Origin of the sequence: Amycolatopsis endophytica (assembly GCF_013410405.1) — a bacterium.
Classification (GTDB): domain Bacteria; phylum Actinomycetota; class Actinomycetes; order Mycobacteriales; family Pseudonocardiaceae; genus Amycolatopsis_E; species Amycolatopsis_E endophytica.
Map to the genome: position 1 here is coordinate 2,526,497 of NZ_JACCFK010000001.1, position 14,356 is coordinate 2,540,852.

At 69.0% G+C, this 14,356-nt stretch carries 13 protein-coding genes; 4 read left to right on the forward strand and 9 right to left on the reverse strand.

From position 1 onward, the window contains the following. The first annotated feature begins 167 nt into the window (after window positions 1-167). Window positions 168-1,133 carry a zinc-dependent alcohol dehydrogenase gene (locus HNR02_RS12555; RefSeq protein WP_179773364.1) on the forward strand — a complete coding sequence of 322 codons (966 nt, stop codon included), beginning with the start codon at window positions 168-170 and terminating at the stop codon, window positions 1,131-1,133. A 6-nt stretch (window positions 1,134-1,139) separates the two neighbouring features. On the opposite strand, the gene HNR02_RS12560 is transcribed toward HNR02_RS12555, so the two are convergent. Then, window positions 1,140-1,907, reverse strand: coding sequence for an IclR family transcriptional regulator domain-containing protein (locus tag HNR02_RS12560; RefSeq protein ID WP_218902818.1), 768 nt, complete (start codon window positions 1,905-1,907; stop codon window positions 1,140-1,142). A gap of 116 nt (window positions 1,908-2,023) precedes the next feature. On the opposite strand from HNR02_RS12560, the gene HNR02_RS12565 reads away from it, so the two are divergent. Beyond that, on the forward strand, window positions 2,024-2,596 hold the full coding sequence (locus HNR02_RS12565; RefSeq protein WP_179773365.1) for a type 1 glutamine amidotransferase domain-containing protein: 573 nt from the start codon (window positions 2,024-2,026) through the stop codon (window positions 2,594-2,596). A gap of 75 nt (window positions 2,597-2,671) precedes the next feature. Here HNR02_RS12565 and HNR02_RS12570 read toward each other — a convergent pair whose 3' ends face one another. The 5 genes from HNR02_RS12570 to HNR02_RS12590 form a co-directional block, all read right to left on the reverse strand. Then, on the reverse strand, window positions 2,672-3,523 hold the full coding sequence (locus HNR02_RS12570) for a DUF72 domain-containing protein (protein ID WP_179775881.1): 852 nt from the start codon (window positions 3,521-3,523) through the stop codon (window positions 2,672-2,674). A gap of 22 nt (window positions 3,524-3,545) precedes the next feature. After that, a complete protein-coding gene (locus HNR02_RS12575; protein ID WP_312860983.1) occupies window positions 3,546-4,322 on the reverse strand; it encodes a DUF4253 domain-containing protein in 777 nt (258 codons plus the stop codon). 137 nt (window positions 4,323-4,459) lie between these two features. Next, a complete protein-coding gene (locus tag HNR02_RS12580; RefSeq protein WP_246338551.1) occupies window positions 4,460-4,915 on the reverse strand; it encodes a hypothetical protein in 456 nt (151 codons plus the stop codon). Between the two features lie 65 nt (window positions 4,916-4,980). Beyond that, window positions 4,981-6,618: a DNA repair helicase XPB gene (locus HNR02_RS12585; RefSeq protein ID WP_179773366.1), complete on the reverse strand. Its 1,638-nt coding sequence runs from the start codon at window positions 6,616-6,618 to the stop codon at window positions 4,981-4,983. Between the two features lie 8 nt (window positions 6,619-6,626). Beyond that, window positions 6,627-8,090 (reverse strand): FAD-dependent monooxygenase, encoded by a 1,464-nt coding sequence (locus HNR02_RS12590; RefSeq protein ID WP_312860984.1) that lies wholly within the window; start codon window positions 8,088-8,090, stop codon window positions 6,627-6,629. Window positions 8,091-8,163: 73 nt separating this feature from the next. On the opposite strand from HNR02_RS12590, the gene HNR02_RS12595 reads away from it, so the two are divergent. Together HNR02_RS12595 and HNR02_RS12600 are read left to right on the forward strand one after the other, a co-directional pair. Further along, the gene (locus HNR02_RS12595; protein WP_179773368.1) at window positions 8,164-8,802 is read left to right on the forward strand and encodes a TetR family transcriptional regulator; all 639 of its coding nucleotides are present in this window, start codon (window positions 8,164-8,166) and stop codon (window positions 8,800-8,802) included. 235 nt (window positions 8,803-9,037) lie between these two features. Continuing rightward, on the forward strand, window positions 9,038-11,566 hold the full coding sequence (locus HNR02_RS12600) for a sensor histidine kinase (RefSeq protein WP_179773369.1): 2,529 nt from the start codon (window positions 9,038-9,040) through the stop codon (window positions 11,564-11,566). Here the strand turns inward: HNR02_RS12600 and HNR02_RS12605 are convergent. The 3 genes from HNR02_RS12605 to HNR02_RS12615 form a co-directional block, all read right to left on the reverse strand. Beyond that, entirely contained in the window at window positions 11,469-12,374 is a 906-nt protein-coding gene (locus HNR02_RS12605; RefSeq protein WP_179773370.1) for an amino acid ABC transporter permease, read from the reverse strand. The genes HNR02_RS12600 and HNR02_RS12605 overlap by 98 nt on opposite strands. A gap of 162 nt (window positions 12,375-12,536) precedes the next feature. Further along, the gene (locus tag HNR02_RS12610; RefSeq protein ID WP_179773371.1) at window positions 12,537-13,181 is read right to left on the reverse strand and encodes an amino acid ABC transporter permease; all 645 of its coding nucleotides are present in this window, start codon (window positions 13,179-13,181) and stop codon (window positions 12,537-12,539) included. Further along, window positions 13,178-14,104, reverse strand: coding sequence for a glutamate ABC transporter substrate-binding protein (locus tag HNR02_RS12615; protein WP_179773372.1), 927 nt, complete (start codon window positions 14,102-14,104; stop codon window positions 13,178-13,180). The genes HNR02_RS12610 and HNR02_RS12615 overlap by 4 nt, the downstream gene beginning before the upstream one ends. Window positions 14,105-14,356: the final 252 nt, after the last annotated feature.

The window sequence follows — 14,356 nt, forward strand, 5'->3', positions numbered from 1 at the left end:
CGCTCACCCCAGCCACCCTGCCGCTCATGCCAGCTGTCCAGTCGGGCAGGGCCGGCTTGGAGCCGACCCTGCCCGACGTCGAAGCTGCTTCCCACCCGCAGGCAGCTAATGGACTGGATGGTTAATTAGCGGTTAGCATGCGAAGTGCGGACACGTGGAGGTAAGTGATGAAGGCCGTTGTGCTGGCCGAGCCAGAAGTGCTGCGGCTCGTCAACCTGCCGGAACCCGAGGTCGGGCCCCGCGACGTGCTCGTGCGCATGCGGGGGTTGGGGCTGTGCGGGTCGGACCTGGGCGTTTATCGCGGCGCGCGCGAGGTGCCGGAGCGGCCGTGGCTGATGGGGCACGAAGGGGTCGGCGAGATCGTGGCTGTCGGCGCGGACGTTGCGGACCGGGCCGTGGGGCAGCAGGTCGCCATCGAGCCGAACTACTGTTGCGGCCGGTGCGCGGCTTGCGCCAGCGGTTTCACTTCCGCTTGCACTGCTCGGGTGATCGTCGGCATGAACCATCCGGGTCTGCTGGCCGAGTACGTGGCCGTTCCGGCGGAGTTCACCTGGCCGGCGGCGGAAACGGTCGCCCTCGAGGATCTCGTCTGCACCGAGGCACTGACCGTCGCCCGTTCGGCCATCCGCCGGTCAGATGTCGGCCCTGGTCAGCGCGTGCTGGTGGTCGGCGCTGGATCGCAGGGGCTCCTGCTGTGCCTCGCGTTGCGCGCGCTCGGCGCGACGGTCGCCGTTCAGGAGCCGCACGAGGGACGCGCGGACCTGGCCCATTCGTTCGGTGCCGAGACCGACGCCGAGGGCGAGTTCGATCTGGTCTTCGAGACCTCCGGTGTTCCGCAGGCACTTCGCGCCGGGCTGGCACGACTGCGCCGCGGCGGCACAGCCCTGCTCGTCGGGATCGACTCGCGTCCCCTCGAACTGACCAGCGCCGACCTCGTCTACCACCAGCACACGCTGAAGGGATCGCTGATCTACGACCACCCGGTCGACTTCGAGACGACCGTCGACCTGCTCAACCGTGACGACGTCCGCCCGGGAAAGGTGCTGCAGGCCCGCTTCCCGCTCGAGGAGTCGGCCGAGGCGTTCGCGTCGGTCCGGTCGGTTGCGGGCAAGTCCTGGATCAGCTTCGACTGAGGCACCTCACTCCGGAAGCTTCGCCAGGTCCGCCTCGATCGACCAGGCTGCGCGCAACAGCTCGGGCACGTAGTTCCGCTCCACCACGCCGTGACCGAGCCGGTCCGGGTGCACCGTCGCGTTGACCGCCGCGATCACCCGCCCGCGGCGGTGCCGCACGGGTGCCGCGACCGCTCGCAGGCCCCCGCCGAGGTCGTGCTCCGCCATCGACCACCCGCGTTCCCGGACCTGCTCGATCTCGATGAGCAAGCCGGGAACGTCCTGGACCGAGTCCAGCCATCGGGCGAGGTCCTCCTCGGGCAGGCCCGCGAGCAGCACCCTGCCACCCGACGTCGGGTGAGCCGGTTGGCGTGTGCCGACGGTCAGCGTGGGCGGACCATGCCGGTGCCCGGGCACGACGGCGAGATGGACCACGTCACCCGCGTCGAGCACGGTCAGCGATGCCGTCTCGGCCAGCCTGTGTGCGAGATCGTGCAGGTGCGGGTGCGCGATCTCGGGCAGCGCGAGCCCCGACAGGTACCCGTACCCCAGATCCAGCGTCCGTGGCGTGAGCCGGAACGCCTGGCCGTCGTAACGCACGTAACCCAGGTCGGTGAGGGTGAGTAGCAGCCGTCTCGCGGTGGCCCGGTCCAGACCGGTCCGCTTGGCCGCGGCACTCGCCGTCAACGCGGGACTGTCCGCCCCGAAACACCCGAGGATCGCGAACGCGCGACCGACGGCCTGCACGAAATGCGGGCCGTGGCCAGGTCCTTCGTCGGCTGCCGCGTTCGTCATCGAACCCTCCGACTGCCACCCGATCGGCTCGCCCCCATCGTACGTCCGGATGTTTCGCTCCCGTCGTAGCGCGGGTAGTTCACGGACTGAATCCCCTGAACGGAAGGAGGGCAATCGTGGCGAACACACTCTCCGGTAAGCGAGTGGCCTTCGTCGTGGCACCCGAGGGCACCGAGCAGGTCGAGCTGACCGAGCCCTGGAAGGCGGTCCAGGACGCGGGCGGCCAGCCGGAGCTGGTGTCCACTTCGCCGGGCAGCATCCAGGCGTTCAACCACCTCGACAAGGCTGACACCTTCCCGGTCGACAAGGTCGTCACCGACGTCTCGCCGGACGACTTCGACGCGCTCGTCCTGCCGGGCGGCGTGGCGAACCCCGACTTCCTGCGCACCGATCCGGACGCGGTCCGCTTCGTGCGCGGGTTCTTCTCCCAGCAGAAGCCCGTCGCGGCGATCTGCCACGCGCCGTGGACCCTCATCGAGGCCGACGTGGTGCGCGGCCGCCGGATGACCTCCTGGCCGAGCCTGCAGACCGATCTGCGCAACGCCGGTGCCGAGTGGGTGGACGAGGAGGTCGTGACCGACTCCGGCTTCGTCACCAGCCGCAAGCCCGACGACCTGCCCGCCTTCTGCGGCAAGCTCGTCGAGGAGATCGCGGAGGGCAAGCACCGCGCCCAGGCGAAGAGCGTCTGACCCGGCCGCCGTCCGGGCTGTCAGCGCTCAGCCCGGTCCGGCGCGGACCCATTCTCAGGACGCCCGGTCGACTTGTCAGGACGGCAGGTCGATCGGGCGGCCCTCGACCCCCAGCCGGGTCGCGAGCGAGATGGCGTCTCCGGGCGCCTTCACCTTGATGTCGTTGTCGAAGTACACGTACGCGTCGCTCGTCTTCTTGCCGCGCCGCCGCCATCGGCGGATCTTGTCGGCCCACTCGTCCAGGGCCTTCCCGGTGTACCCGCTCGCGTAGAGTTCCTCGTCACCGTGTAGCCGGACGTAGACGAAGTCCGCGGTCACCTCCTCGAAGCTGGGCCAGGTTCCGGCCGAATCAGCCGCAACCAGGGCGATGTTGTTGTCCTGCAACAGCTTCCGGCACTCGTCCGAATGAAAGCTCGGATGTCGCGGTTCGAGCGCGTAACGGAGCCGCCGGTTCTTCCCGGTGTCCGTATGGGCCTCTCCCTTCAGTTTGTCGTCGTGCTTCCCGGCCAGCACCGCTGCCGCGTGGGTATCGCGGGGCAGGGTCCGGAAAAACCTGTCGAACCGGTCGGGCTCGAATGCGAAGTTCGCGGGCAGCTGCCACAGGATCGGCCCGAGCTTGTGGCCCAGCGCGAGCACTCCCGAGGCGAAGAAGTTGGCCAGGGGGGTTTCCGTGTCCCGCAGACGCTTCATGTGGGTGATGAAGCGGCCGCCCTTCACGGCGAACACGAAGTCGTCCGGCGTCTGCTCCACCCAGGCGCGGTACCGCTCCGGGCGCTGGAGTGAGTAGAACGAACCGTTGATCTCCGCGGAGTTCACCTGCCGCGAGAGGTACTCCAGCTCGCGGCGCTGCACCAGGCCCTTCGGGTAGAACGTGCCCCGCCACGGCGGGTACCGCCAGCCCGAAGTGCCGACCCGGATCTCGGCGATGGTGACCTCCTTCTTCCGTTGGTCAGTCCCAGGAGAACCTCCAATGGCGCCGGTGCTCCAGTCCCGCGGCGTACTCCCGGAGCGTGCCCGGCTGGCCGGAGAAGCTCCGCAGGCTGAACGCTCGGTGCTCGGCGGCGAGGATGAGCGACCGGCCCTGGTTGCGTGGTGGCGCCGCCACCGAGAACTCCAGCTCGTCGAATCCGAGCACGATGAGCGTGGCCCCGAAGCGCTCTTCCCAGCTGCGCAGCACCGCGGACAGCGCCGCCACCTGGTCGGTCGACTTGATCATCCCGGTCCAGCCGAGCGTCGCGGGGATGTCGGCGGGCCGGTCGACGGGCACCAGTGCCAGCCGGTAGGGCCCACGCCGGGCGAGGATCGAGCCGGTGTTGCCCGCCTCGGCGAACGGATCCACCCGCAGCGAGGATTTCTTGGCCAGTCCGGGAAAGTTCGCACCGTACGGTCGCAGGCAACCCGTCCCGTTCGGACAACAGAACGGATCCCACCACCGTGCCAGCGTTTCGCCCACGTCGACATCGTCGACGCGGTGCACGGCCGGTGCGAGCCGGCCCCGGTCGACCAGCCAGTCCTCGCCGTTGGCGTCGAACCGCGGGTCGTGCGGGATCAGGACGGGCCACAGACCCGAGCGTTCGAACTCGGCGACACAGGCCCGGTAGAGGCCGGAATCGGTCAGTGCGCCCGCCGAGACCCACATCGGCCCGACCCACCGGCCGGACGGCAGGTCGATGCCCGGGAGGGGCTCGGTGAAGAGGCTTTCTTCGGGTGTGGCTGCGGTGGTCACGGGACCTCCTCGGGATGGATGGCGTCGATGAGGTCGAACAGTAGTTCGAGGGTACGACAGTTTCGGGTCCCGAGGATCAGTTTTCGCCGCTTCACTCGAATGGTCGAACGGGTGTTCGAGATCCGTGGTAGCTTCGGTCATGGGCGGGTCGTATCCCGCTCCTGAGCTGGGGTTTTCCGGTCCGTCGATGCACGCAGGTGCGTGCCGAGGGCCAGTAGCCAGACCCCGGTCAGCGCCACCGCGAGCGGCAGCAACACGTACAGGTGCCGCCACGTGATCCCCATCGAGATCGAAGCCAGGAGACAGAGAACCAATGACACCGGCACCAGACGCGGGAAGCGGTACGCGGCCACGACCGGCGCGGCGGACAACACCAGGCCGCCGAGGCCTGTCAGCGCCTTCGCTTCACCGCCGGAGAGCCACAGGACCAGCCACACCGTGCTCGGCACCGCGGCCAGCACGAAACCCGTCCACGCCCACGCCCGCGACACGCGACGCAGGCCCGCCGGGCTCGCGTCCCGCGAACGCCGCACCACCGCCGCAGCCGCCACGAGGAGCGCCACGACGACGAAGACCACTCCTGCCGCCACCACGGGACAGGGGTTCCACCATCCGTCCCGCTCTATGCCTGGCCGCGGGAATCGTTGCCCGCGCGGCGTTACAGGTAGGCGTCCGCGTCGTGGATCGTGTACGCGTAGCCCTGCTCGGCGAGGAACCGTTGCCGGTGGGCGGCGTACTCGGTGTCGAGCGTGTCGCGCGAGACGACCGAGTAGAAGTGCGCCTGCCTGCCGTCGGCCTTGGGGCGCAGGAGCCTGCCGAGCCGCTGCGCCTCCTCCTGCCGGGATCCGAAGGTTCCCGAGACCTGGATGGCGACGGTGGCCTCCGGCAGGTCGATCGAGAAGTTCGCGACCTTGGACACGACGAGTTTGTCGATCTCGCCGCGCCGGAACGCGTCGAACAGCGCCTCGCGTTCCTTGTTCCGGGTGGATCCCTGGATCACCGGCGCGTCCAGCTCGGCTCCCAGTTCCTCGAGCTGGTCGAGGTAGGCGCCGATGACGAGCGTCTGGTCGCCGGCGTGCTTGTCCAGAATGGACCGCACGACCGGGATTTTCGTCCTGGCGGTCGCCGCCAACTTGTACTTGTCCTCGGCTTCGGCCGTGGCGTAGAGCAGGCGCTCGTTGTCGGTGAGGGTCACCCGCACCTCGATGCACTCGGCGGGCGCGATCCATCCCTGCGCCTCGATGTCCCGCCAGGGCGCGTCGTAGCGCTTGGGGCCGATGAGCGAGAAGACGTCGCCCTCCCTGCCGTCCTCGCGTACCAGCGTCGCCGTGAGCCCGAGGCGCCGACGGGACTGGAGGTCGGCGGTCATCCGGAACACCGGCGCCGGCAGCAGGTGCACCTCGTCGTAGACGACCAGGCCCCAGTCCCGCGAGTCGAACAGTTCCAGGTGCTTGTACTCGCCCTTCGACTTGCGGGTGATCACCTGGTACGTCGCGATGGTGACCGGGCGGATCTCCTTCTTCTCGCCGGAGTACTCGCCGATCTCGTCCTCGGTCAGCGAGGTACGGGCCACCAGTTCGCGCTTCCACTGCCGCCCGGCCACCGTGTTGGTGACCAGGATGAGTGTCGTCGCCTGCGCGCGCGCCATCGCGGCGGCGCCGACGAGGGTCTTGCCCGCGCCGCAGGGCAGCACGACCACGCCGGAGCCGCCCGCCCAGAACGCCTCCGCGGCCTGCCGCTGGTAGTCCCGCAGGCCCCAGCCGGTTTCGGCGAGGTGCATCGGATGCGCTTCGCCGTCGACGTAGCCGGCCAGGTCTTCGGCGGGCCACCCGACCTTGAGCAGCGCCTGCTTGAGCCGTCCCCGCTCCGAGGGGTGCACCGCGACGGTGTCGTCGTCGATGCGTGTGCCCAGCATCGGGCTGATCTTCTTGTGGCGCAGCACCTCTTCCAGCACGGCGCGGTCGGTCGTGGTCATCACGAGACCGTGTGCGGGATTGTTGGCGATCTGCAGCCGGCCGAAGCGGGCCATCGTGTCGATGATGTCGATCAGCAGGGGCTGCGGCACCGGGAACCGCGAGTACGTGGTCAGTGCGTCGACCACCTGCTCGGCGTCATGGCCCGCCGCACGGGCGTTCCACAACGCGAGAGGGGTGACCCGGTAGGTGTGCACGTGCTCGGGGGCCCGTTCCAGCTCGGCGAACGGGGCGATCGCGATCCGGGCGTCGTCGGCCATGGCGTGGTCGACTTCGAGCAGCACGGTCTTGTCGGATTGGACGATCAACGGGCCATCGGTCACGTATTCCTTTATACGGCGTTGCTGAGGTCCTGGCCGTTCTGGTCGTTCGCGGCGCCGAACCAACGGGCCAGAGCCGCGTCCAGAGGTCCGCCGCCGGGTGACCAGCACCGGTACCCGTCCGGACGGATGAGCAGTGCCGGGTCGGTGAGCTGATTGTCCGGTTTGGCCCGGACGCGGTCGACGCGGTCGGCCCAGCCCGGCGGCAGTGGGTGATCGCCGGTGAGGTCGAGCAGGAGGCCCCGGCCGGTGCGCAACAGGGCGGACAGGCGAGTGGTGCCATGGTCGGTGACGAGGTCGGCATCAGGCACGCGGTCCGCGGTGTCCAAACCGGACATCATCCCGGCCAGGTGCCGGTTGGCGTCGGGCAGGCGCAGGAGGTCGATGAAGATGTCGCGCAGCGCGGCGACGTCTTCGGACGGGTGCGGCGTCGCGAGCACGCGCTGGGCCGAGGTGTGGTGCAGCACCCGAGCAGCCGCGGGGTGCCGTTCCTGCTGGTAGGTGTCCAGCAGGTTGTCCGGGGCCCAGCCGTGCAGGGTGGCCGCCAGCTTCCAGCCCAGGTTGACGGCGTCCTGCACGCCGAGGTTCAGGCCCTGGCCGCCCAGCGGGGGGTGGATGTGCGCCGCGTCGCCGGCGAACAGGACCCGGCCGTGCCGGTACTGCTCGAGCTGTCGTGTCGCATCGCTCCAGCGGGACGCGGTGAGGACCTGCGCCAGCCGGACGTCCTCGCCGTAGACCGCGGTCAGGGCTTCGACGATCTCGCTCTCCGGCACCGGGCCGGAGGCCGTGGCCTGGGTCTCCCCGGCGAACGTGAACCGATAGCGGTCACCACCGACGGGCACGAACATCGACCAGTAGCCGTTGGCTGTCCGCGTCAGATCGCTGATGTGCCCGGACCGCTCGGGCACGAGCGGGGACACCGAGGCGAGCCTGATTTCGGCGAGCACGGCCTGGTAGGTGCCGGGCCGGCCGGGGAAGGGGAGACGAAGCAGTTTGCGGACGGTGCTGTGCCCACCGTCGCAGGCGACGAGATAGCGCGCGCGGAGGGTGCGGTCGGCCACCGTGACGGTCACGCCGTCGGCGTCCTGTTCGACGGCAGTGACCGGGTGGCCTCGCCGGAGTTCGGCGCCACGGGTGAGGGCGGCCTGCTCCAGCACCTCCTCGACGAGGTCCTGGCGGATGGAGAGCGGAAAGGGGTGACGGGTCGGCCAGACCGAGTAGTCCAGCGGTACGGGCAGCGTCGCGAAGTGGCCGCCGACCGGTTCACGCTCGTGAGCCCGTGCTCGCATGGCGTCGAACAGGCCGCGCAGTTCGAGCAGTTCCGCGGTGCGGGGCTGGATCGTGCCGCCCTTGGTCTGCTCGATGCGCTCGGTCAGGGGCTCGATCACGACGGTCGAGGCCCCGGCCAGCGCGAGTTCGCAGGCGAGGGCCAGCCCGGTCGGGCCGGCTCCCGCGATGATCACGTCGGCGTCCACAAGTCCTCCTCGGTGCAAAAGTAGACTGAGTGCAGAGTAGCACTGAGTGAAAGGAGATTGGTAGTCTGGACTGGTGAACGAAGCAGGCGGCCTCCGTGAGCGGAAGAAGCAGCGCACGCGCGAAGCCATCTCGAACGCGGCGATCGAGCTGTTCTTCGAGCACGGGTTCGACCAGGTGTCGATCGCGCAGATCGCCGACGCGGCGGAAGTGTCGCGTCGCACGCTCTTCGCGTACTTCCCGACGAAGGAAGCGCTGGTCGTGCACCGGTTCGCCGATCACGAGACGGAAAGCGCGCGGGTGGTTCGCGGCCGGCCGGACGGTCAGGCACCGTTGGACGCGCTCCGCGACCGTTTTTTCGACGGGCTCGACCGGAGGGATCCGATCACGGGTCTCAACGACCAACCCGAGGTTCTCGCGCTGTACCGGATGATCTACGCCACGTCGAGCCTGCTCGCCCGGATGCTGGAGTTCAACCACATCGCTTCGGCGGCCTTGGCCGAAGCTCTCGTCGAGACCGCCGCGGTCGGGGACGTCGAGGCGCGGATGGCCGCGGCGGCCATCGTCGCGGTGCTCTCGGAGCTGGCGCAGGAGAACCACCGGGCCGTCTCGGCGGGAAAGCCTGCCGACCAAGTCTTTCCGCAGGCGAAGACGGCTGCGGAGGAGGCTTTCGCGTTGCTGGCCGGCGGGTTCGGCGGAGTCGGCGCGAAGTAGGGCGTGGCCTGGCACACACGGCGGAACGCCACGGTCGGTACACGACGTCTCGCCCAGCGAAAGATTTCGCGTCGTGGGTGGAGCGGGCGGTCCGCGGCCAATACGATCGCCGACGGACTGCATCACGAGCAGCGCGGGCGGGGCCTGTGTGTCCGGGGTCGCTACCCTCTCGGGGGTTGGCGACTCTGCCGGTGCCGATCCGAGACCGGCAAAGACGGCTAGAGAAGGAAGTCAGGTGGCCCGGCGGTACAAGCGTCCCGAAAGCGATGAGGCGCTGGACCGGCGACCGGACACCCGGGCAGGCAGCCGGTGGCGGCTGCGGAACTGGCGACTGCGCACCAAACTGATCGCCGTCCTGCTCATCCCGATGCTGACCGTCCTCGCGCTCATCAGCCTGCACGTGCGCGCCGATCTGGAGCATGCCGGCCAACTCGTCGAACTGGCCGCGCACAGCCGGGTCGACGCGGGTGTCAACGCGGTGGTCAGCGAGCTGCAGCGTGAGCGGGACCTGACCGTTCGCTATGTGGCCGGGGAACGGCGGACCGGACTGGACGAGGTCCGCGACCAGCGCAGTCGCGTGGACCAAGCGGCCGGGGCGTTCGCGCAGAACCTTGCCGAACAGCAGTCCATGTTGTCCCCGGCCAGTGCCGCGGAACTGAAAGAGGCGCAGTCACGGCTCGACGCGCTGCCCGGGCTGCGTTATTCGGGTGAGTTCTCGAACTCGTCGGCGGATTCGGTCCTGACTTCGTACAGCGATCTGATCTCCGGCATCCTCGACCTGTCCGACCAGGCCGTGGCGGAGATCGCCGACGCCGAAGTCGCGCGCCTCCGGTTGGCGGGCAACGCGCTGGCCCGGGTGAAGGACCAGATGTCGGTCAAGCGCGCGGTTCTCGGGCAGGCGTTCGCGGAGGGGGAGGTCTCCGACGACCGGTTGCGGGCGCTGCTCGGCGCGGACGCCCAGCTGGTCGCCGCGCAGAACGACTACCGCAAGTTCGCCACCCCGGCCGAGCAGCGTTCCTACGAGCAGACGGTCGCCGGTCCCGACGTGCAAACCGCGAACACGCTGTTCGAGCTCGCGATCACCAGGACCGAGAACGGGCAGCGGTTGTCCGGTCTCGACTCGGGCCAATGGGACCAGGCGATCAGCGGCACCGTCGACCTCGCCTACCAGTTCCAGCAATCGCTGCAGGTGCAGACGCAACAACGGTGTGACGCGCTGGCCACCGACGCCCGCCGCTCCGCCATCGTCAACGCCGCGGCCGTGTTCGGTGCGCTGCTGCTGTGCGCGGTGCTCGCCGTGGTCATCGGCCGCTCGCTGCTGCGGCCGCTGCGGATCTTGCGCAACAACGCGTTCGACGTCGCCGAGCACCGCCTGCCCGCGGCGGTCGACGAGATCCTCGCCGATCCGCACCCCGACTTCATGGCCGTGCACCGCGGTGTCGCACCCGTCCCGGTGTTCACCCGCGAGGAGGTCGGTCAGGTGGCCCGCGCGTTCGACGCGGTGCACGGCCAAGCGGTCCGGCTGGCGGGTGAACAGGCGTTGCTGCGGGAGAACATCAACGCGATGTTCGTCAACCTTTCCAAGCGCAGTCAGGATCTTGTGGAACGCCAGCTCGGTGTGCTGGACCGGATGGAGGCGGACGAGCAGGACCCGGACACCCTCGGCGGCCTGTTCGAACTGGACCACCTCGCCACGCGGATGCGCCGCAACAGCGAAAACCTCCTTGTTCTGACCGGACACGACTTCGGTGACGCGCAGACCGAACCGGTGGCCGCCGAGGAGATCATCGGCGCCGCGCTGTCCGAGGTCGAGCACTACCAGCGCATCGAACTGACCGCGATGCCCGAGATCGCCGTGCGCGGTGAGGCGTGCAACGACCTCGTGCACGTCATCTCCGAGCTGCTGGAGAACGCGACCCTCTACTCGCCGTCGGAGAAGACGGTCACGGTGATCAGCTCGCTCGCCGCGGACGGCGCCTGGCACGTGCACATCACCGATCAGGGCGCGGGTATGCCGCAGCCGGAGATCGACCGCGCCAACAAGCGGTTGGCGAACCCGCCGGAGGTGGATGTCGAGGTTTCGCGGCGGATGGGGCTCTTCGTGGTCGCCACGCTCGCGAACCGGCACGACATCCAGGTTCGGTTGCGGTCCGCGGACGGAGGCGGCCTGGTCGCGACCGTCGTCGTGCCCAGCGGGTTGGTGATCGAACACGTCGCGCCGGTGCCGGAACCGCTGCCCGCGCCGGAGCCGCCACCGGCGCCGGTTCCGTTGCCGTCGCTGGCGCCGATCCCCCTGCCGGAACCGGAGGAGGAACCGGAGTCCGAGCTGGACGACACGGTGTCGATTCCGGTGGTGCGTGACGAGCCGCGCCGCGCGCCGTCACAGCCGGACGAGGTGGACTGGCCGACCTCCGACAAGGATGCCTTCCCGCCGGAGGAAGAGGAGCCGACCGAGCGGATGCCGGCGTATCAGAAGGTGCTGTCGCAGTGGTTCACGACGGGCGAGCACTGGCCGGTCAGCCGCCGCGTTCCGGCCGAGCCTGCCCAGGCGCCGGAGTGGCCTGCCGAACCGGAGTGGCCGTCGGCCGACGATGACGAGGTGGTCGACGGGCGCCGGTCGCACCTTCCGCACCAGGTGCGGCGCCGGGCGAAGGTGTTCGACCCGCCTACGCTCTCGCTCGATCCCGACGAGGTGCGTCATCGGATGTCGCGGTTGCAGAACGGATTCGCCCGAGCCCGCGACGTGCGGGGGACGGAGAACTGACCGGTTCGAACCGTCCGGCTTGCCGCTGGCGTGCGTCGATGGCGCGGGCGAGGCGGGACAGCGCGTAGTTGATCGCGAAGTAGAGCAGTGCGATCACCAGGTAGGTCTGGATCAGGAGACGGTTGTACCCGGCGAGAACCTTGCCGCTCTGCAGCAGTTCGGCGTAGCTGACGACGATCCCGAGCGAGGTGTCTTTGACGACGCCGGCGGTCTGGCTGATGAGTGCCGGGACGACGCGGCGGATGGCCTGCGGAAAGATCACGTACCGCATGGACTGGGCGGGCCGCATGCCGAGCGCGGCGGCGGCTTCGCCCTGGCCCGCTTCGAGTGAACGGAAGCCGCTGCGGAAGATCTCGGCGAACTGCGCCGAGCGGGAGACCGCGATCGGCAGGACGAGTTTCCACAGCAGGGGAAGGTCGAGGCCGTAGCGGGGGAGCGCGAACATCGCGAAGTAGATCAGCAGGAGCAGCGGGATGATCCGCACGACCTCGACGTACGCCCGGGACGGCGCGCGGCACACGAACAGCCGCGAGATCCGCCCGAACGCCGCCAGCAACCCGACTGCCATCGCGAGCACGACAGCGAGCACCGCGGCGAGTGCCGTGCCACCGAGGCCGCCGAGCAGGTACCGCCACATCGGCCAGGACCCGTACGGCGCCCAGCGTTCCGCGGTGAGTTCCCCGTTGATCGCGAACTGCCGCACGGCCAGCGCGACCAGCACCAGACCGACCACGATCGCGACGACGGTCGCGATGCGGGTCCGGCGCCGGGCACGTGGACCGGGGACGTCGAAGAGTACGGAGGTCATGGCGAGCCTGCCTGGTTCAGCACGATGGGGCCGTTCGTGGCGCGGTCGAAGCGGTAGTCATGATGGGGCCGATGACGGGAGAAGTCGCTCCGGACGCGCGAGTGTGCCAACCGTCCGACCGCCATCGCCCGCCGTGCGGGCGCCGGGCGCCGTCCCGGCCGCTCATCGGGGCAGCACCAGCTTCCGATCCACCAGCCCGGCCACCCCGGAAATGATCAGCGCCAACGCGGCGTAACAAACCCCGGCACCGACGTACAGCGGCAGCGGCTCGGCCAGGGCGAGGTTGACCCTGTTCGTCGCCTCGGTCAGTTCGATCACGCCGACCGCCGCGGCGAGCGCCGTGTTCATCAGCAGCTGGATGGTGACGTTCCCGAGCGGCTGGACGATCGTGCGCAGCGCTTGCGGCAGGATCACGCAGCGCAGCGTCTGGCCGAACCCGAGCCCCAGCGCGCGCGCCGCCTCGGCCTGGCCCGTTCCGATTCCGTTGATTCCGGACCGCAGCGTTTCCGCATAATACGAAGCCATGTACAAAGCGGTGGCGACCACCGCCGTCGGGAACAGGGCGAACTGGATTCCGACCACCGGCAAAGCGAAGACGAACAGCACCAGCCAGACCGCGAGCGGAATGTTCTGGAACAACTCGACATAACCCGTGCCGAACGCGCGTAACGGGCGAACAGGACAAATCCGGAAGGCCGTGATCACCACGGCCACGACGATCGCGCCGAGTGCGCTGAACACGGTCAGCAGAACCGTGTTCAGCGCACCTTCGGCGAACTCACCGACGAAGTCGGTCCACCCGGTCACGAGCCGGGAACGGAACCCGTCGCGGGCGGCGCGGGCGCGTCACCGGGGATGACCGTCCCGAGCGTCTGCTTGTACGCCTCCTGCCAGAGCCCCGCGGCCTGGATCTTCTTGAGCCAGTCGTTGATGAACTGCTTGAACGTCTCGTCGCCGTGGCGAATGCCGACGCCGTACGGGTCCTGCCCGAACGTACCGCTGTTGACCTGCACCTTGTCGTTGGTCACGGCGTTGCCGGCGAGCTGCGTCAGGTCGTTCACGTACGCGTCCGCGCGCCCCTGCTCCAGCGCGGCCATGCACTCCGAGTTCGAGCTCAGGGTGATGATCTGCTCGGGTTCGTACTGCGGCAGCAACGCGGCGCCGGTCGAGTTGGTCACCGCGAGAACCTTCTTGCCCTTCAGGTCCTGCGGTTTGGTCACGGCGGAATCGCCCTTGCGTGCCATGATCGCGGGCCCGGACACGAAGTACGGCCCGGCGAAGGACACCTTCTCGGCGCGGGTCGGGGTGATTGAATAGGTGTGCAGGACCACGTCGACGGTGCTGTTCTGCAGCAGCGCCTCCCGGATCTGCGACGTCGAGTTCACGATCTTCGTGTTCGGCCTGCCCAGGATGTACTTCGCGAGCAGGCGGCCGAGGATGGCGTCGAAACCCTCGGTCTGGCCGGTGGTCGGGTTCTGCTGGGAGAGCAGCGGCGTGTCCAGCTGACTGCCGATGAGGATCTGCCCGCGCTGCTTGATCGCCTGTGCGGTCGGGCTGGTCGCGAGGTCCGCCTCCGACGCGACGGGCGCGCGGTCGAGGAGGCTCTGCTCCTGCCCCGTGCCGCTGTCGGTCGGCACCGCTCCTTCTCCCGAGGAGCAGGCTGTCACCGTGCCCAGTGCCACTGCTGTGAGCAGGGCAGCGAGGCGTCGTCGCCGAACTGATGCCGTCATGGTGTGCGGGGTCCCTCCTGGCCGTATGAGCCTTGTTGTCCCTATCTACTCTCGGTAACGCAAGGGGTACCCGAACGGGTGGGAGTAGATCACGGGTTACGGCGCAGGATTGTGCAGGTCCAACGGCTGAGTCAAGTCACGGTTAGGTGTTCCCGGCCGCTGTGGGACATTCACCGCCCACGTGTCACAGAACCGCCGTCTCTTCCGGATAGTGAGATAGGTAACACTGATCAACCCCCGGTGCGATTCACG